The organism is Neisseria sp. HMSC15G01 (assembly GCF_001808255.1).
GTDB lineage: Bacteria > Pseudomonadota > Gammaproteobacteria > Burkholderiales > Neisseriaceae > Neisseria > Neisseria subflava_A.
In genome coordinates, this window is sequence record NZ_KV792654.1 from 45,237 (window position 1) to 61,527 (window position 16,291).

At 50.3% G+C, this 16,291-nt stretch carries 10 protein-coding genes and 2 pseudogenes; 9 read left to right on the forward strand and 3 right to left on the reverse strand.

The window, feature by feature from the left end; genetic code table 11:
- Positions 1-61 precede the first annotated feature (61 nt).
- Positions 62-1,204 (reverse strand): extracellular solute-binding protein, encoded by a 1,143-nt coding sequence (locus HMPREF3139_RS00490; RefSeq protein ID WP_070459430.1) that lies wholly within the window; start codon positions 1,202-1,204, stop codon positions 62-64.
- A 308-nt stretch (positions 1,205-1,512) separates the two neighbouring features.
- On the opposite strand from HMPREF3139_RS00490, the gene rpsT reads away from it, so the two are divergent.
- The 6 genes and pseudogenes from rpsT (at position 1,513) to lpxH (ending at position 8,296) form a co-directional block, all read left to right on the forward strand.
- Positions 1,513-1,776, forward strand: a complete 264-nt coding sequence (gene rpsT, locus HMPREF3139_RS00495) for a 30S ribosomal protein S20 (protein ID WP_002212556.1) — start codon at positions 1,513-1,515, stop codon at positions 1,774-1,776.
- A 167-nt stretch (positions 1,777-1,943) separates the two neighbouring features.
- Complete coding sequence (locus HMPREF3139_RS00500) at positions 1,944-3,083, forward strand: phospholipase A (protein WP_070459433.1); 1,140 nt, start codon at positions 1,944-1,946, stop codon at positions 3,081-3,083.
- 151 nt (positions 3,084-3,234) lie between these two features.
- A complete protein-coding gene (locus tag HMPREF3139_RS00505) occupies positions 3,235-3,936 on the forward strand; it encodes a DUF502 domain-containing protein (protein WP_070459792.1) in 702 nt (233 codons plus the stop codon).
- 66 nt (positions 3,937-4,002) lie between these two features.
- Positions 4,003-5,811: an aspartate--tRNA ligase gene (aspS, locus tag HMPREF3139_RS00510; protein ID WP_070459436.1), complete on the forward strand. Its 1,809-nt coding sequence runs from the start codon at positions 4,003-4,005 to the stop codon at positions 5,809-5,811.
- A gap of 239 nt (positions 5,812-6,050) precedes the next feature.
- Positions 6,051-7,436, forward strand: coding sequence for a PIG-L deacetylase family protein (locus HMPREF3139_RS00515; protein WP_070459439.1), 1,386 nt, complete (start codon positions 6,051-6,053; stop codon positions 7,434-7,436).
- Positions 7,437-7,587: 151 nt separating this feature from the next.
- Positions 7,588-8,296, forward strand: a pseudogene (lpxH, locus tag HMPREF3139_RS00520) (UDP-2,3-diacylglucosamine diphosphatase).
- A 71-nt stretch (positions 8,297-8,367) separates the two neighbouring features.
- Here the strand turns inward: lpxH and serB are convergent.
- On the reverse strand, positions 8,368-9,198 hold the full coding sequence (gene serB, locus HMPREF3139_RS00525) for a phosphoserine phosphatase SerB (protein WP_083290021.1): 831 nt from the start codon (positions 9,196-9,198) through the stop codon (positions 8,368-8,370).
- A 311-nt stretch (positions 9,199-9,509) separates the two neighbouring features.
- On the opposite strand from serB, the gene HMPREF3139_RS00530 reads away from it, so the two are divergent.
- Positions 9,510-11,723: a TonB-dependent siderophore receptor gene (locus HMPREF3139_RS00530; RefSeq protein ID WP_070459441.1), complete on the forward strand. Its 2,214-nt coding sequence runs from the start codon at positions 9,510-9,512 to the stop codon at positions 11,721-11,723.
- Between the two features lie 430 nt (positions 11,724-12,153).
- Positions 12,154-14,361 (forward strand): TonB-dependent siderophore receptor, encoded by a 2,208-nt coding sequence (locus HMPREF3139_RS00535; RefSeq protein ID WP_070459444.1) that lies wholly within the window; start codon positions 12,154-12,156, stop codon positions 14,359-14,361.
- 28 nt (positions 14,362-14,389) lie between these two features.
- On the opposite strand, the pseudogene HMPREF3139_RS11075 reads toward HMPREF3139_RS00535, so the two are convergent.
- Positions 14,390-14,497: pseudogene (locus HMPREF3139_RS11075) on the reverse strand (IS5/IS1182 family transposase); the annotation flags it as partial.
- Between the two features lie 46 nt (positions 14,498-14,543).
- Here HMPREF3139_RS11075 and HMPREF3139_RS00545 point away from each other — a divergent pair.
- Positions 14,544-16,247 carry an ABC transporter ATP-binding protein/permease gene (locus HMPREF3139_RS00545; RefSeq protein WP_070459447.1) on the forward strand — a complete coding sequence of 568 codons (1,704 nt, stop codon included), beginning with the start codon at positions 14,544-14,546 and terminating at the stop codon, positions 16,245-16,247.
- The last annotated feature ends 44 nt before the right edge of the window (positions 16,248-16,291 follow it).

A 16,291-nucleotide genomic window follows, 5' to 3' on the forward strand; every position in this document is an offset into this window, starting at 1 on the left:
AAAAAGGCCGTCTGAAAAATTTCAGACGGCCTTTGCTTTGCTTCAAACAATCAGCTCACAATTAATTTGAACCGACTTTGATTTTTTGCCACAAGTTAACAGACAGTTTTTTCGCATCTGCGCTCATTTGAGGCATGACGAAACCGTCTTTCATGTCTTGTTCGTTCGGGAAAATAGAACGTGTATTCACCAGCTCGGCAGGCATTTTTTCTCGTGCAGGTTTGCTGGCCGGTGCGAAGGTTACGGCGATACCGTTTTTCGCAGCCACTTCGGGATCCAGCGTGTAGTTGATGTATTTGTGGGCATTAACGATGTTTTTCGCATCGGCCGGAATCAGCCAAGATTCAATCCAGAAGCCCATGCCTTTCGGCGTCAACACTTCAATGCCGACGTTGTTTTTCACTTCTTCGGAACGCGCTTTGGCCAAGTTCAAGTCGCCGCCGTTACCTGCCGCCAAGCAGATGTCGCCGCGCGCCAATTCGTCAATGATGGAAGGGCTGAAACGTTTCACGTCAGGACGGATGGTTTTCAAAACTTCCGCCGCTGCTTTCAAATCTTCAGGATTCGAGCCTTTAGGATCTTTACCCAAGTAATTCAACAAGATTGGGAACATTTCGCTCGGTGTATCCCACAAAGCGATGCCGCAAGATTTCAGCTTGTTGGTATATTCGGGTTTGAACAGTAAATCCCAGCCGTTTTCAGGCAATTTTCCGCCCAAAAGCTCCTTGCCCTTCGCGGTAATCGCCAAAGTGTTCACACCGGAGAAATAAGGAACGGCGTATTGATTACCCGGGTCGGCGGTTTCCAACATCTTCAGCAACTCAGGGTCGATGTTTTTGTAGTTCGGAATCAGATCCTTATTGATTTTTTGGTATGCACCTGCCTCAATTTGGCGCGGCAGGAAGGCAATACCGGGTACAACCAAGTCATAGCCGGATTTACCGGTCAGCATTTTGGCTTCCAGCGTTTCATTGTTTTCATACAAATCGTAAGTCAGCTTCAAATTGTTGGCTTTTTTGAAGTCTTCGACTGTACTTTCGTCAACGTAGTTTGACCAGTTGTAGATATTCAAAGTATCGGTAGCGGCTGCCTCGGCATTGGCAGCAGGCGCGCTGCCTGCTTGAGGTTGCTCGGCTTTTTTCTCGCCACCGCCGCACGCGGCCAAAGACAATGCGGCCAATACGGCTAATACAGATTTTTTCATACGGGCAGATTCCTGATGAAAGAGTGGTTAATGTCAATAAATAAGAAACCCTGCACCCCATAAACACCCCGGCGCAGAGTTAGGCTATTGTAATGGAAACGTAAGCAAACGCAAAGCAATATCCATCTGATTTTTATTGAAATAAGGCAAAGCAACACCATCTTTTTACCAAAAGCGTTGCACCGGCTGTCGTTTTTGGGCAAAATACGGCTGATTTGCGCGCGTTTATAGAGAAAAAGCTTGCATACAAGGAAATCTGTCTTTAAAATTGCGCGTTTACAGAATTTATTTTTCAGGAGATATTCAATATGGCAAACAGCGCACAAGCCCGCAAACGTGCCCGCCAGTCGGTTAAACAACGCGCCCACAACGCCAGCCTGCGTACTGCATTCCGTACCGCTGTAAAAAAAGTGTTGAAAGCAGTTGAAGCCGGCGACAAAGCTGCTGCTCAAGCAGTTTACCAAGAATCCGTTAAAGTCATCGACCGCATCGCTGACAAAGGCGTATTCCACAAAAACAAAGCAGCCCGTCATAAAAGCCGTCTGTCTGCTAAAGTAAAAGCTTTGGCTTAATACTGACGCAGATGCCGGAAATCCTGACAACCCAAGCAGGATAATCGAGCTGATACGATGCCCCTGAGGTCTTGCCTTTCAGGGGCATTGCCGTATTCACAGCCCAAACCGACCAAATAAAACCATTTACCCTTCATCAGGCCGTCTGAAAAACAACGGAAACTCTCATGAACAAGATGTTGAAACATTCCCTAAGTATCGGATTCATTACCGCCGCCCCGCTGGCCGCCGCCGATACCGCCCTACACTGCACCACCATTCAAGACAACGCCACCCGTTTGGCGTGTTACGACAACATCTACTCGGCGCAACTCCCCCCTCAATCCCCACTGCCGCAAGCGCAAACCGAAAGCACCAAAACACCGGTTGACCTCGAACAAAGCGTCCGCAAGAGCATTGAGAAAAAAGAAGCGGCCATCGTACTCGACAACCCTACCCATCCGAATATTTCAGACGACGTATTAAGCGAAACTGCCGACAGCTACACGCCTTTAAGCCTGATGTACGATTTGGATAAAAACGACACACGCGGCCTGTTGAGCGTACGCGAACACAACCCTATGTACCTCATGCCTGTTTGGTACAACAGCAGCCCCAACTACCACCCAGAATCCCCCAGTCGCGGTGTAACCACGCAGGAAAAATTCAGCGAGCAGAAACGCCTCGAAACCAAAATGCAGGTTTCCTTCAAAAGCAAGATTGCCGAAGATTTATTCAAAACCCGTGCCGACGTATGGTTTGGCTACACCCAAAAATCCGACTGGCAAATCTTCAACCAAGGCCGCAAATCCGCACCGTTCCGCAACACCGACTACGAGCCTGAAATCTTCATTACCCAACCCGTTAAAGCAGACCTGCCTTTCGGCGGCAAGCTGCGTATGGTCGGCGCAGGTTTTGTTCACCAATCCAACGGTCAAAGCCGCCCGGAATCGCGCTCATGGAACCGCGTTTACGCCATGACCGGCATGGAATGGGGCAAGCTGACCGTTATTCCTAGAGTTTGGATGCGCGCCTTTGACCAAAAAGGAGATGACGACGACAATCCGGACATCAACAAATACATGGGCTACGGCGACTTGAAAGTCCAATACCGCTTCAATGACAAACAAAATGTTTATTCCGTCCTGCGTTACAACCCCAAAAGCGGACGCGGTGCCGTTGAAGCTGCTTATACCTTCCCAATTAAAGGCAAACTCAAAGGCGTTGTCCGCGGTTTCCACGGCTACGGCGAAAGCCTGATTGATTACAACCACAAACAAAACGGCATCGGCTTCGGCCTGATGTTCAACGACTGGGACGGAATCTAATTCCCCCCATATTGTTCAGACGGCCTGTGCAATCAAGGTGGCCGTCTGAAACAATAAAACAAAACAAGCCATTCGTTTAAAATACTCGTTTCCTAGCGCCCAAACGCGTATAATGCAAAGTTTGGGCAAAACTTGCCGGAATGAAACAAAGATGACAGAAGCAGCAGCCGAAAGCGGAAAAATCGCCAAGGCTTTAAAGAAATACCTGATTACAGGCGTACTGGTTTGGTTGCCGATTGCCGTAACCATCTGGGCGATGACCTACATCATATCCGCCGCCGACAGACTGATCAGCCTATTGCCGGAAAGCTGGCAGCCCCAGCATTTCTGGGGATTCAACATACCCGGTTTGGGCATTGTTGCCGCCACCATCGTCTTGTTCGTTACTGGCGTATTTGCCGCCAACGTTTTAGGCAGACGGATTCTCGGCGCATGGGACAGCCTTTTGGGTCGGATTCCCGTCGTCAAATCCATCTACTCCAGCGTTAAAAAAGTTTCCGAATCCCTGCTCTCCGACAGCAGCCGCTCGTTCAAAACCCCCGTACTGGTTCCCTTTCCACAACCGGGCATTTGGACGATAGCCTTTGTTTCCGGTCATATCCCCGACAAACTCAAAGGCAGCCTGCCGCAAGATGAGGACTATATTTCCGTTTACGTCCCAACCACACCCAACCCGACCGGCGGCTATTACATCATGGTTAAAAAAAACGACGTTCGCGAGCTGGACATGAGCGTGGATCAGGCATTGAAATATGTAATTTCACTGGGCATGGTCATGCCGGACGACTTACCGGTTAAAGCCCTATCTGCCCAAAAACCGTCAGAAGACGGTGATACCGAACATAACAATTAAGGTCTTCTTTTTTTTCAGACGGCCTTTCCTTCTTTTTTAAATTGAACAATATAAAAAGGTGATTTTATGCGTACCAACTATTGCGGCCTTATCAGCGAGCAATACTTAGACCAAACCGTTACCGTCAAAGGCTGGGTACACCGCCGACGCGACCACGGCGGTGTGATTTTTATCGACCTGCGCGACCGCGAAGGCATCGTTCAAGTCGTTATCGACCCTGACACTCCGGAAGCATTTGCCGCTGCCGACTCCTCCCGCAACGAATACGTTTTGAGCATTACCGGCCGCGTACGCAACCGCCCTGAAGGCACAACCAACGACAAAATGATTTCCGGCAAAATCGAAATCCTTGCTAAAGAAATCGAAGTTTTGAACGCTGCCGCTACGCCTCCGTTCCAAATCGATGATGAAAACATCAGCGAAAACGTTCGCCTGACCAACCGTGTTATCGACTTGCGCCGTCCTACCATGCAACGTAACCTGCGCCTGCGTTACCAAGTCGCTATGGGCGTTCGCCGCTACTTGGACGCGCAAGGCTTCATCGACATTGAAACCCCAATGCTGACCCGCTCCACTCCCGAAGGCGCGCGCGACTACCTCGTACCAAGCCGCGTTCATCCGGGCGAATTCTTCGCTCTGCCGCAATCTCCACAATTGTTTAAACAATTGCTGATGGTTGCAGGTTTCGACCGTTACTACCAAATTACCAAATGTTTCCGTGATGAAGACTTGCGTGCCGACCGTCAACCTGAATTCACTCAAATCGACTTGGAAACCTCGTTCCTGAACGAGGATGAAATCATGGACATCACTGAAGGCATGGCCAAACAAGTCTTCAAAGATGCTTTGAATGTAGATTTGGGCAACTTCCCACGCATGCCTTACTCTGAGGCCATGTTCTACTACGGCTCTGACAAACCAGATATGCGCATCAACTTGAAATTTACCGAGTTGACCGACTTGATGAAAACTGAGGAATTCAAAGTTTTCCGTGGCGCAGCCGATATGAAAGGCGGCCGCGTGGTCGCTCTGCGCGTACCGAACGGCGCGAAATTTAGCCGCAAAGAAATCGACGAATACACTAAATTTGTCGGCATCTACGGCGCGAAAGGTCTGGCATACATCAAAGTAAATGATGTGAGCAACCTCTCCAACGGCGAAGACAGCGGCCTGCAATCTCCAATCGTGAAATTCCTGTCCGAAAACGCTCTGAAAGAAATCATCGAGCGTACCGGCGCGCAAAACGGCGACATCATCTTCTTCGGCGCAGACAAAACCAAAGTCGTAAACGAAGCCATCGGCGCATTGCGTATTAAAGTCGGTTTGGAACACGGCAAAGACAACGGCTACTTCGTAGACGAATGGAAGCCTTTGTGGGTGGTCGATTTCCCAATGTTCGAATACGACGAAGAAGCTGACCGCTACGTTGCCGTACACCATCCGTTTACCGCACCAAAAGAAGGTCATGAAGACCTGATGGTTTCCGACCCTGCAAACTGCCTGGCTCGCGCCTACGATATGGTATTGAACGGCTGGGAAATCGGCGGCGGCTCTATCCGTATCCACCGTGCAGACGTACAAGAAAAAGTGTTTGCCGCGCTGAAAATCAGCCCTGAAGAGCAACAAGAGAAATTCGGTTTCCTCTTGGACAACCTGAAATTCGGTGCGCCTCCTCACGGCGGTCTTGCATTCGGCCTCGACCGTCTGGTTACCCTGATGACCGGTGCAGAATCTATCCGCGACGTGATTGCCTTCCCGAAAACACAACGTGCACAATGTCTGCTGACCAATGCACCTAATGTGGTCGACGACAAGCAACTTCGCGAGTTGAGCCTGCGTCTGCGTCAGAAAGCAGTTGAAACAAAAGAAGCATAATTTACCGGCTTAACCTTTAAAATATCAAGGCCGTCTGAAATTTTTGAAATTTCTTTCAAATCTTTCAGACGGCCTTTCTACATTTTGGTCGTTTATATATAATCAACCCGAAAACTGTTTTATTTTAAACGTTTTCTTTAATGACGTTAGAGTACAAAAAACAACCGTTTGTAAGAAAAACAAACAAATAGACTTCGCAAGCAATATCATAGCTGTTATAACAATAAAGGAACCTGACAATGTTTCTGATACTAATTGGGCTGATACTGATTTTTTTTGTTACTTTGTTTATTATTACTTCTATTATTCATAAAAAACAGTTCGCCTACGACACACACCAAGATTATAACTATCCCTCCCTTCCCTCTACCGCGCATGCCACCCTCAAGGGTGGCAGCCTGACTTTGCCCGCCACTATCAGCGGGCAAGATACCGTTATTGCCAAAATCCGCATCAAATCGACTTGGGCAGGATTGCTGATACTGCCTTTTGTTGAAACCATTTCATCTAAAGGCAGATGGAAGCAATATTTCGAATACGGCGCAAAAGGCGTGCGCTATATCAATCTGAGCGACACCTTCTCCGACAGCGACAAAACCATCCGCCTGGAAGGCAAATACCTGTCCTTGCCAGATCAAGAAATCGAACTCTCTGTTTATCCGCGTGAAAACCTCGACGGCAAAAAAATCCTTGTCCTCGCGCCTCATGCTGACGATGCTGAACTCAGCGCATACGGCTTGTACGAAAAACACGCCGCCAATTCAATGATCTGCACTTTAACCGCCAGCGAAGGCGGCAGCTTTCACTATGGCAATCTTTACAGCACATGCGACTTCGACACCCAGGCACAATATCTGCAAAAAGGCCGGATGCGCGTTTGGAACAGCCTAGCCGTTCCCCTTTTGGCCGGCGTGCCGTCTGAAAACATCCTGCAGCTGGGCTACTTCGACAGCACATTGACCGCCATGCGCCAAAATCCGGAAAAAGAGATTAAATCGACCAAAATCGATACGACCGATGTCGATATTTTCCGCAGTGCCAATCCCTCCCCATTGGCGAAACATCTCAAACCCGGCTCGACTTGGAACAGCTTGGTAGACAACCTTGGCTATCTGATAGAAACATTTCAGCCGGATATTATCGTGACGCCGTCCCCCAATATTGATGTGCATCCTGACCATCAACATACTGCGCTGGCCGCCATCGAAGCCCTGCGTAAAATCGATTACCGCCGCGGCAATCTGTTTTTGCACACCATACATTATCTGAGCGACGACTTCCCTATCGGCAAAGTAGGTTCTTCCCTCAGCCTGCCGCCGCCCTCCGAGCAACCGTTTTACTTCCGAAGCATCTATTCCCATCCTTTAGATAAAGAAGAGCAAAACCGCAAACTCCTCGCCCTTGATGCCATGAACGACATCCGCCCCAATTCAGACGGCTATATGCGTTGGAGCACCATGATATTCAAAGGCTTAAATAAACTGCGACACCACGTCCTCCATCTCGACAAAGATTTGGTCAACCGCTTTGTTCGTAGCAACGAATTCTTCTATACCGTCCCCATCAGCGACTTATACCAAGAAGATACACTGAAACAAATCACTTATCAGGGCAAAGCCCAATAAACCACAAAGGCCGTCTGAAAAGATGTTTCAGACGGCCTTTATCACATCAAAACAATAAAATCACCGCATTACAAACGAAAAACACCAAGCCCAAATCCAAACGCGGCAACCCAAGTTATAATAAAACCCTTCCCATACGTCCCATATCATCATGCCGATTTACTTCATCGCCGATTTGCACCTGAGCGAATCCTATCCTCAACTGACCGCACTCTTCCAGAAATTTATGCAAGGAAAAAGCCGTTCATGCCCAAGCCGTATACATTCTTGGCGACCTTTTCGATTTTTGGATCGGCGATGACGAAAACAGCCCTTTGGTTCAAACCATCAAACAAACCATCCGCGACCTGACCAAGCGCGGCATCGCCTGCTATTTTATCCATGGCAACCGCGACTTCCTCATCGGTAAAACCTTCGCCCGCGATACCGGCATGACCTTACTGCCCGAGTATGCCGTTATCGACCTGTTCGGCACACCCACCCTGCTCTGTCACGGAGACACTCTCTGCACCGACGACCATTCTTATCAAAAATTCCGCCGTACCGTCCATCAAAAATGGCTGCAACGCCTGTTCCTGCTCCTGCCTCTCACACTCCGACTGAACATCACCACCAAAATCCGCAAGCAGAGCAAAGAGGACAAACAGCACAAAACCGCCGACATCATGGACGTCAATCCAACCTTTACCCACAAAACCGTCCAACGCTTCCACACGCCCCTGCTCATCCACGGCCATACCCACCGCGAAAATATCCACCGCAACGCCGATTACACCCGCATCGTGCTCGGCGACTGGCGCAACAATTACGCCTCCATTCTCGAAGTTGATGCCGAAGGCTACCGTTTTATCGCCTTATAAAACATCAGGCCGTCTGAAAACCGGTTTCCCGATTGTTCAGACGGCCTGACTGACAAACATCCTCAAACAGTTTACGCAAACCAACCGCGTATCCGCTCCAAACCACCAAAGCGCACACACGCATCCGCATTCGCTTCAGTTTTCAGTTTCGCCCGATAAGCAATGCCGAATCCCGCCTCCCTTATCATCGGAATATCGTTCGCACCATCACCCATCGCCACCACCTGCCACGGAGCCAAACCCAGACGCTCACGGTATTCACGCAACAAATCCGTCTTAGCCTGTGCATCGATAATCCGCCCTTTCAGACGGCCTGTCAGCTTGCCGTTTTCCACTTCCAACACATTCGCAAAATGGAAATCCAAGCCCAAACGCCGTTGTAGGCGTTCCGTAAAGAACGTAAATCCGCCCGACACCAGCATAAACTTCACATCATTCCGTTTACACTCTTCCAACAAAAATTCTGCGCCCGGCGACAGCTGCAACACATTCTTGTACACCTCTTCCAACACGCGCTCATCCAAACCGGCCAGCAAAGCCACACGCTTGCGCAAAGACTGCTCAAAGTCCAGCTCGCCGCGCATCGACTGCTCCGTAATCGCTGCCACCTCATCCTTCAGCCCAACACCGGCCGCAATCTCATCCACACACTCAATCGTAATCAGCGTCGAATCCATATCGCTGACAATCAGTCCCAAATCAGCAAAAGCCACATCCGGCAACACCGCGCCATCTATCTGCTGTGCAATCAACGCCGCACGCATCTCGTCCGTCAATTTAAAATCATCATCAACCGGCACACGCAACATCGACTTCCCTGATGACGCAGACACCAAACCGCCAAACGCCGACCAGTCGCACGCGCCCAAATCCCCATGCTGCAACACCAAAACTTTCTTCATCTCATTCTCCTCATACCCCAAAACCTTTGCAAACATATTGGGTACACATTCAGCCTAAAACCCCGAAACCGTATTTTTGCAAAGGCCTTAAAAAAACCAAAACAGCATTATAGCCGAACAACCCCAAAAATTTTCAGACGGCCTCTCGCTTGATTCCCTTAACTAGTTTAATTTCAAAAACACCTTCAAAAACCATAAAAACAACATAAATCCGCTAAAAACCCTCAAAATCTTGTTATTAAATTACAAAACAACAAAATTACCGTAAAATATAATTATTATTATTTTATTTTAATTATAGAAAGACGTTCATGAACGCCCCAACCCTTAAAACATTAGCACTCATTATTGCCACCCTGCCTTATGCAGCCTTAGCAGAAAACACTGCAACACCCCGACCCAAACAAACTTCCGAGCTACAAACCGTCAATGTAACCGGCAAAAACCGTTCCACCCGCACCGAAAACCGCGACTCCTACACAACTTCAGCCATGCGTACCACCACCGGGCTTGCCTTGTCTCCGAAAGAAACGCCGCAGTCGGTAAGCGTGATTACCAAGACACAAATCAATGAGCAGGGGATTACCAACTTGGTTGATGCCCTGAAAACCACCACCGGCGTAAACGTCATCCGTGATGCCGGCATTCCGCGCTTCCAATCGCGCGGGTTCTATATCGACCAAATCGAAGAGGACGGAATCTCATCTACCGTCCCCGGCGCCATCAACAATCCGATGTATGACGCGCAAAGCATGAACGACATCGCCGTTTACGACCATATCGAAGTCGTGCGCGGTGCGACCGGGCTGACGCAGGCAAACGGCGAGCCGGGCGGTACGGTGAACGCCGTACGCAAACGCCCCACTGGCGAACGCATTATTCAGGGCGAAGTCCAAATCGACCGCTTCGGTAAAGTCCGCACCACGGGAGACTTTTCAGGTCGTCTGAACGATGAAAGCACTTTGCGCGGCCGCGCCGTCGTCGCATTGGAACGCGACAAAAATTTCAAAGACCGCGTCAAAGGCGGCAATGCCACGCTTTACGGCGTGATGGACGCATCCGTCGGCGACAACACCAAAATCACTTGGGGCGGCCTCTATCAACGCAAACACACCAAGCCCGACGATTGGGGCGTGGCATTGAACCTGCCGCGCGATACTTATCTGGGCTACAACTGGAACAAAGGCGTTTACGACAAAGCGAACGCATTCGCCGAAGTGGAACATTATTTCAATGACAACTGGCGTTATACCGGCAAGCTGGATTACAACTACAACGAAAATACCAAGAAAAACAGCGGCATTTACAATACGTCCACGTCCTACGCAGGCTACACGCCCGGCAGCGCATTAGCCTCTGGCTGGTTAAGCCGTTACGACAATGATGAGAAACAACTGACCTTCAAAAATAATTTGAACGGCAAATTTGAAATTATAGGCGTGCCGCAGGAAATCTTTACCGAATACACTTACACGCACACCAAAAACAACGGCAGCCGCCGTCAATACAACCCGGGCGTTTCCTTCGACCCGATGACCTTTACCGGCAACGAAATCGCCGAACCCGCCGACTGGCACGCCACACCTTATCAGATGTATTGGGAAACCCATTCCAAACGCACCACCCACGCGCTGCTTTTAGGCTTCCGTTTCAATATGTTGAAAGAAAAACTGCATATCATGGCAGGTACGCGTTGGAACCACATCAAATCGAAATATATAACCGACTATTTCTACACGGGCGGCAAGATAGACAGCGATCCCGATTCGGTTACCGACCGCAAAACCGTCCGTTTCAATCCTTATTTCGCCGTTACCTACGATTTGACGTCGAACCAAAGCCTGTATGCCAGCTACACATCCATCTTCAAACCGAACAGCAATCAGCGCAAAGACAAATCCTATCTTGAACCCGTTACCGGCGCGAACTACGAAATCGGCTGGAAGGGAGAATGGTTTGACCGCAAGCTGAATACCTCGCTTGCCCTGTTTGACATCGAACAGAAAAACCGCGCGGTGCAGGTTTGGGATACGGCAGACCAAAAATGGTATTGGGAACCCGTCGGCAAAGTCCGCAGCCGCGGCATCGAAGCCGAAATATCCGGCAACCTGAGCGAAGATTGGAAACTGTTTGCAGGTTATACGTTCAACCGGTCCAAATATCTTGAAGCGGAAAGCAAAGGCACCGTCCCCGCAGGCACTAATTTCAGCCTGCACACGCCAAAACACATGCTGCGCCTCCACACCAGCTACAACCTGCCGTTTGACGGCAAAAAATGGACCATCGGCGGCGGCGTAACCGCACAAAGCAAAACCGCCAGCCTCTACGGCGTGAAGCGCGGCGGTCATGCGGTATTCAATGCCAACATTGATTATCAGGCATCGAAAAACCTGAAACTTGCACTGATTTCGACCAACCTGTTCAACCGTTACTACTACGAGAACAACAAAGTCAGCAGCAAAGGCGCGAACAACTACTATGGCCAACAGCGCAACGTCATGTTCAAAGTCGATTACAAGTTCTAATCTCACTTGATTCAAAGGCCGTCTGAAACCGATTCTTTCCGTTTTCAGACGGCCTTTTCCAATCAAACCTTTTTTTAAATCTTGATATAAAGCAAACAGTCTAAAAAATTTTCTCAACCGAAAAAAATTCCTGTTGATTTTTCTCACCGTTTCGATATAGTTCTTTATGGCTAGTTTGGTATTACCCATTATATCTAGCTTTCATTGCATTACCACCTCCATTCGTTGCCAACGGCTCCCTTTCCGATGGCAACCTTTTTTTGACCCGATGGTTTGGCAAAATCGAAATTGAATCAAATAAAATGATTCGGAGATTTAGATTTAATTTTTAAAACAAAACGGATTATAAAAAATAACCGCTCAATTTAAACAGATATTGCCGCCAATATTTAAAAACAAACAGATCTTTCTTTATCAAGGACCTCATCAAATGCATCATTCTGAGAAACTATTCAAACTGAGCACACTTGCTCTCTGCCTTGCCGCATTGCCCCAAGCCGCACAAGCTGCCGAAGAGGTACACCAGGCTGAAGTGGAACAAGTTACCGTAGTGGGTAAAAACAAAAGCCTGCGCACTGAAAGTCAAAACAGCTACACAGTATCCGCCCTGCGCTCAACCACAGGGCTGGTTCTCTCTCCGCGGGAAATTCCCCAATCCGTCAGTGTCATTACTAAAAAACAAATTGAAGACCAAGGCATCACCGACTTAGAAGGTGCGTTGCAAAACGCTACGGGCATCAATGTTTTCAAAAGCGGCGGACGCACGCATTTCATGTCGCGCGGCTATTTTATCGAACAGTTTGAAGAAGACGGTATTGCCACTCAACTCGGCTCTCCCGGTGGATTCGGCTTAGGCGGCCCGGCCGGCGACCCGACCAGTGCAACAGATATGGCAATGTACGACCACATTGAAGTGGTGCGCGGTGCGGCAGGTTTGACACAGGCAAACAACGAACCCGGCGGCACGGTAAACGCCGTCCGTAAAAAGCCGACTGCAAAACGCCAGCTTTCCGCCGATTTGATGGCAAACTCATGGGGCAAAGTAAACAGCGTCTTTGATGCATCCGGTACCTTAAGCCAAGAACACGGCCTGCGCGGACGCTTTGTCGGCTCGGTTGGCAGTAACAAAACTTTCAAAGATCAATCCGGCGGCCGCGACATCCTGCTTTACGGCGTGATGGACAAAGACATCGGCGACAACAGCAAACTTACTTGGGGCGTAAGCTATCTCAACCAAACCGAAACACCCGATCCTGACGGCCTGCCTATGCGTGCAGACGGCAAAGAGTGGAAACGCAGCCGCTATCTTGGTGCGGATTGGAACGAAGCCCGCCTGAAAAAATACAATCTCTTTGCCGAGTTTGAACATTATTTCAACGACAACTGGAAACTGAGCAGCAAGTTGGACTGGCGCAAGAACACCAGTTCAAAAGAATATTACACGCTGGGCGGCACAGGTAACGGCATCAGCACAGACGGCCTGGGAACCACATACAGCTTCGACCGTTACGATGCAGGCAACCGCCAGTTTACTTTTCAAAACAACCTGACCGGCCGCATCTTCGCCTTCGGACAAAGCCACGACCTCTTCTTCATGCACAGCTATTCCAAAGAGAAGATGAACACGGGCAACCGCTGGTTCGACGACAGCAGCACCTATAACGCAGATGCGTTCAACGGCAGCGAAAAAGCCAAACCCGATTGGGATGCCGATACCGCCAAGTCACGCGGCGGCAACGGCAGCTACCGCACCCACGCCTTCGGTTTGGGCGCGCGCATCAATCCTACCGACAAACTGCACGTCATTGTCGGCGGACGCTATACCAACTGGCACCGCAACCTCTATTGGGACAGAAACCTCAAAGACAGCTCGGAAGGCACCTATTATGCGCTCAAACGCAACCGCTTCATCCCCTATGCCGGCATCACTTACGATATCACGCCCAAGCAAAGCGTTTACGCCGCCTACACATCCATCTTCAAACAAACGATGAACCGCGACTACAACGACAACCTTCTGCCGCCGATTATGGGCCGCAACTACGAAATCGGCTGGAAAGGCGAATGGAACGAAGGTCGTCTGAATACTTCCGTCGCCCTCTACCGCACCGACAAAGACAACAACAACCAACGCGTCAATGCCCGTCCGCACCCTTATTGGGAACCGCTGGATCAAAGCAGCCGCGGCTTGGACGCCGAAATCTCCGGCAGCCTGACCGACCGTTGGCAGGTTTACGCAGGCTACACCTTCAACCGCAGCACCAACCGCAACAGCGTCGGCGACAATGTTGAATCGCGCCGAAAAGGCTACAACTTCAGCAGCCATACGCCGAAACATATGTTCCGTCTCTACACCAGCTATATCCTACCGATGGATGACGGCAAATGGACGGTCGGGCTGGGGGTAAAGAGCAGCAGCAAAACCGCCAATTCCTACGGCTCCATCAAGCAAGGCGGCTACACGGTTTGGAACACCAACGTCCAATACCGCCCGAGCAAAAACCTGCAACTGGGGCTGGCGGTCAACAACCTGACCGACAAACGCTACTACGAAAACCAATACAGCCGTGCCGCCAACAGCGGCAGCTTCTACGGCGAACCGCGCAACGCCGTGTTCAGCCTGAAGTGGAAGATGTAGTCGCCGTATGAAATAAGGCCGTCTGAAAGTATAGTGGCTTAACTTTAAACCAGTACGGCGTTGCCTCGCCTTGCCGTACTATCTGTACTGTCTGCGGCTTCGTCGCCTTGTCCTGATTTAAATTTAATCCACTATACAATCCCGATTTCAGACGGCCTTTCATTATCGATACAAACACCCCCATGAACATCCTCAAAAAATTCTTCCGACTCGCCCGTCCTTTCTGGACGGGGGCGCACGGGCGCATCCAATGGCTGATGCTCGCCGTCCTCATCGGCTTCACCCTTTGTTCCATCACCATCAGCGTTTGGATCGCCGCGTGGGACAAACGTTTCTACGACGCGCTGGCTGCGTTTGACGGCGCGTCCATGCCCGCGCTCATCGTCGAATACCTCGGCTACATGGCGATGATTATCGGCTGCATCGTCTGCGGCGACTGGCTGCAAAAACGCCTCATCTTCCGCTGGCGCACCCACCTGACCGAACAATTCCAGCAAAACTGGCTCGAAGGCCACAAACACTACCGCCTGCGCCTGACCGGCGAACCCGACAACCCCGACCAGCGCATCGCCGAAGACATCTACCTCATCGCCGACAAAAGCATCGGGCTGTTCCGCTCCTTCATCAATAATATTGCCAAATTCAGCGCGTTCGTCGCCGTATTGTGGACGCTCTCCGGCGTGCAGACCTTCAACATCGGCGGGCGCGACATCACCATACACGGCTACCTCGTCTGGGTTGCCCTGATTTATTCCGTCATCAGCACCCTGATTGCCCACCTCGTCGGCCGCAAACTCAAAAACCTCAACATCGACCGCCAGCACCGCGAAGCCGACTACCGCGCCGCCCTCCTGCGTGTGCGCGACCACGCCGAACAAATCGCCTTTTACAACGGCGGCGAAGCCGAAACAGGCCGTCTGAAACAACGTTACCTCCGCATCCGCGACAACTGGCGGCGGCTTACCAACTGCGAATTCCGCCAAGAAACCTTCTGGGCGACCTACGTGCGCATCAGCATCTTCATCCCCATCCTCGCCACCCTGCCCATGTACCTCGCCAAAACCATGACCTTCGGCGACATGATGCAGACGCGCACATCGTTTGCCCGCGTTCAAGACAGTTTTGGCTGGTTTACCGATGCATACCGCCGCCTGAATGAATGGGCGGCAGTCATCGAACGGCTTTCCGGTTTTCAGACGGCCTTGGAACAAGCAGAACAAAAAAGCCCCTCCCTTCAGTCACACCAAACAGATTTGCCGCATCATCGCGGCAAGGCAGTCCTGCAAAACCTTACCATCCACACCCAAACCGGCAGTCCCCTGCTTACTGATATTCACCTCCAAGCCCGTTCTCCGGAATGGGTATTGCTTGAAGGGCGAAGCGGCATCGGCAAATCCACGCTGCTTCGCGTGCTTGCCGGTTTATGGCCGTATTATCACGGCAGTTTTTCCCTTGAAGGCAGCCGCCTGTTTTTCCCGCAACGCCCTTACCTGCCTGCGGACACATTGCGTCAAACTGTCAGCTATCCCTATGCGGCCTGCCAAGACGACCATTTGATTCAAACCGTTTTGGAACAAGTCGGCTTAAGCAGCCCCACGGGTAGGCTGCACACGTTGATGAACGATTTGGACACTTCATACGAATGGCACAGCATCCTCTCCGGCGGCGAACAGCAACGCCTCAGCCTTGCACGCGCACTGCTGCACAAACCGCAAATCCTGTTCCTAGATGAAGCCACCAACCAGCTTGATGACGAATCCGCCCTGATGTTGATGCAGACCCTCAAGCAACATTTGCCCGATACTTTGGTCATCGGCATCAGCCACCAACCCAAGATTAAAGCCCTGTTTGATAGCTCACTGAATTTGAATGAAAAAATTATTTAAATGTTAAAATGTGCAAAACTCTTGCTTTCAATCCTAACAAGGGA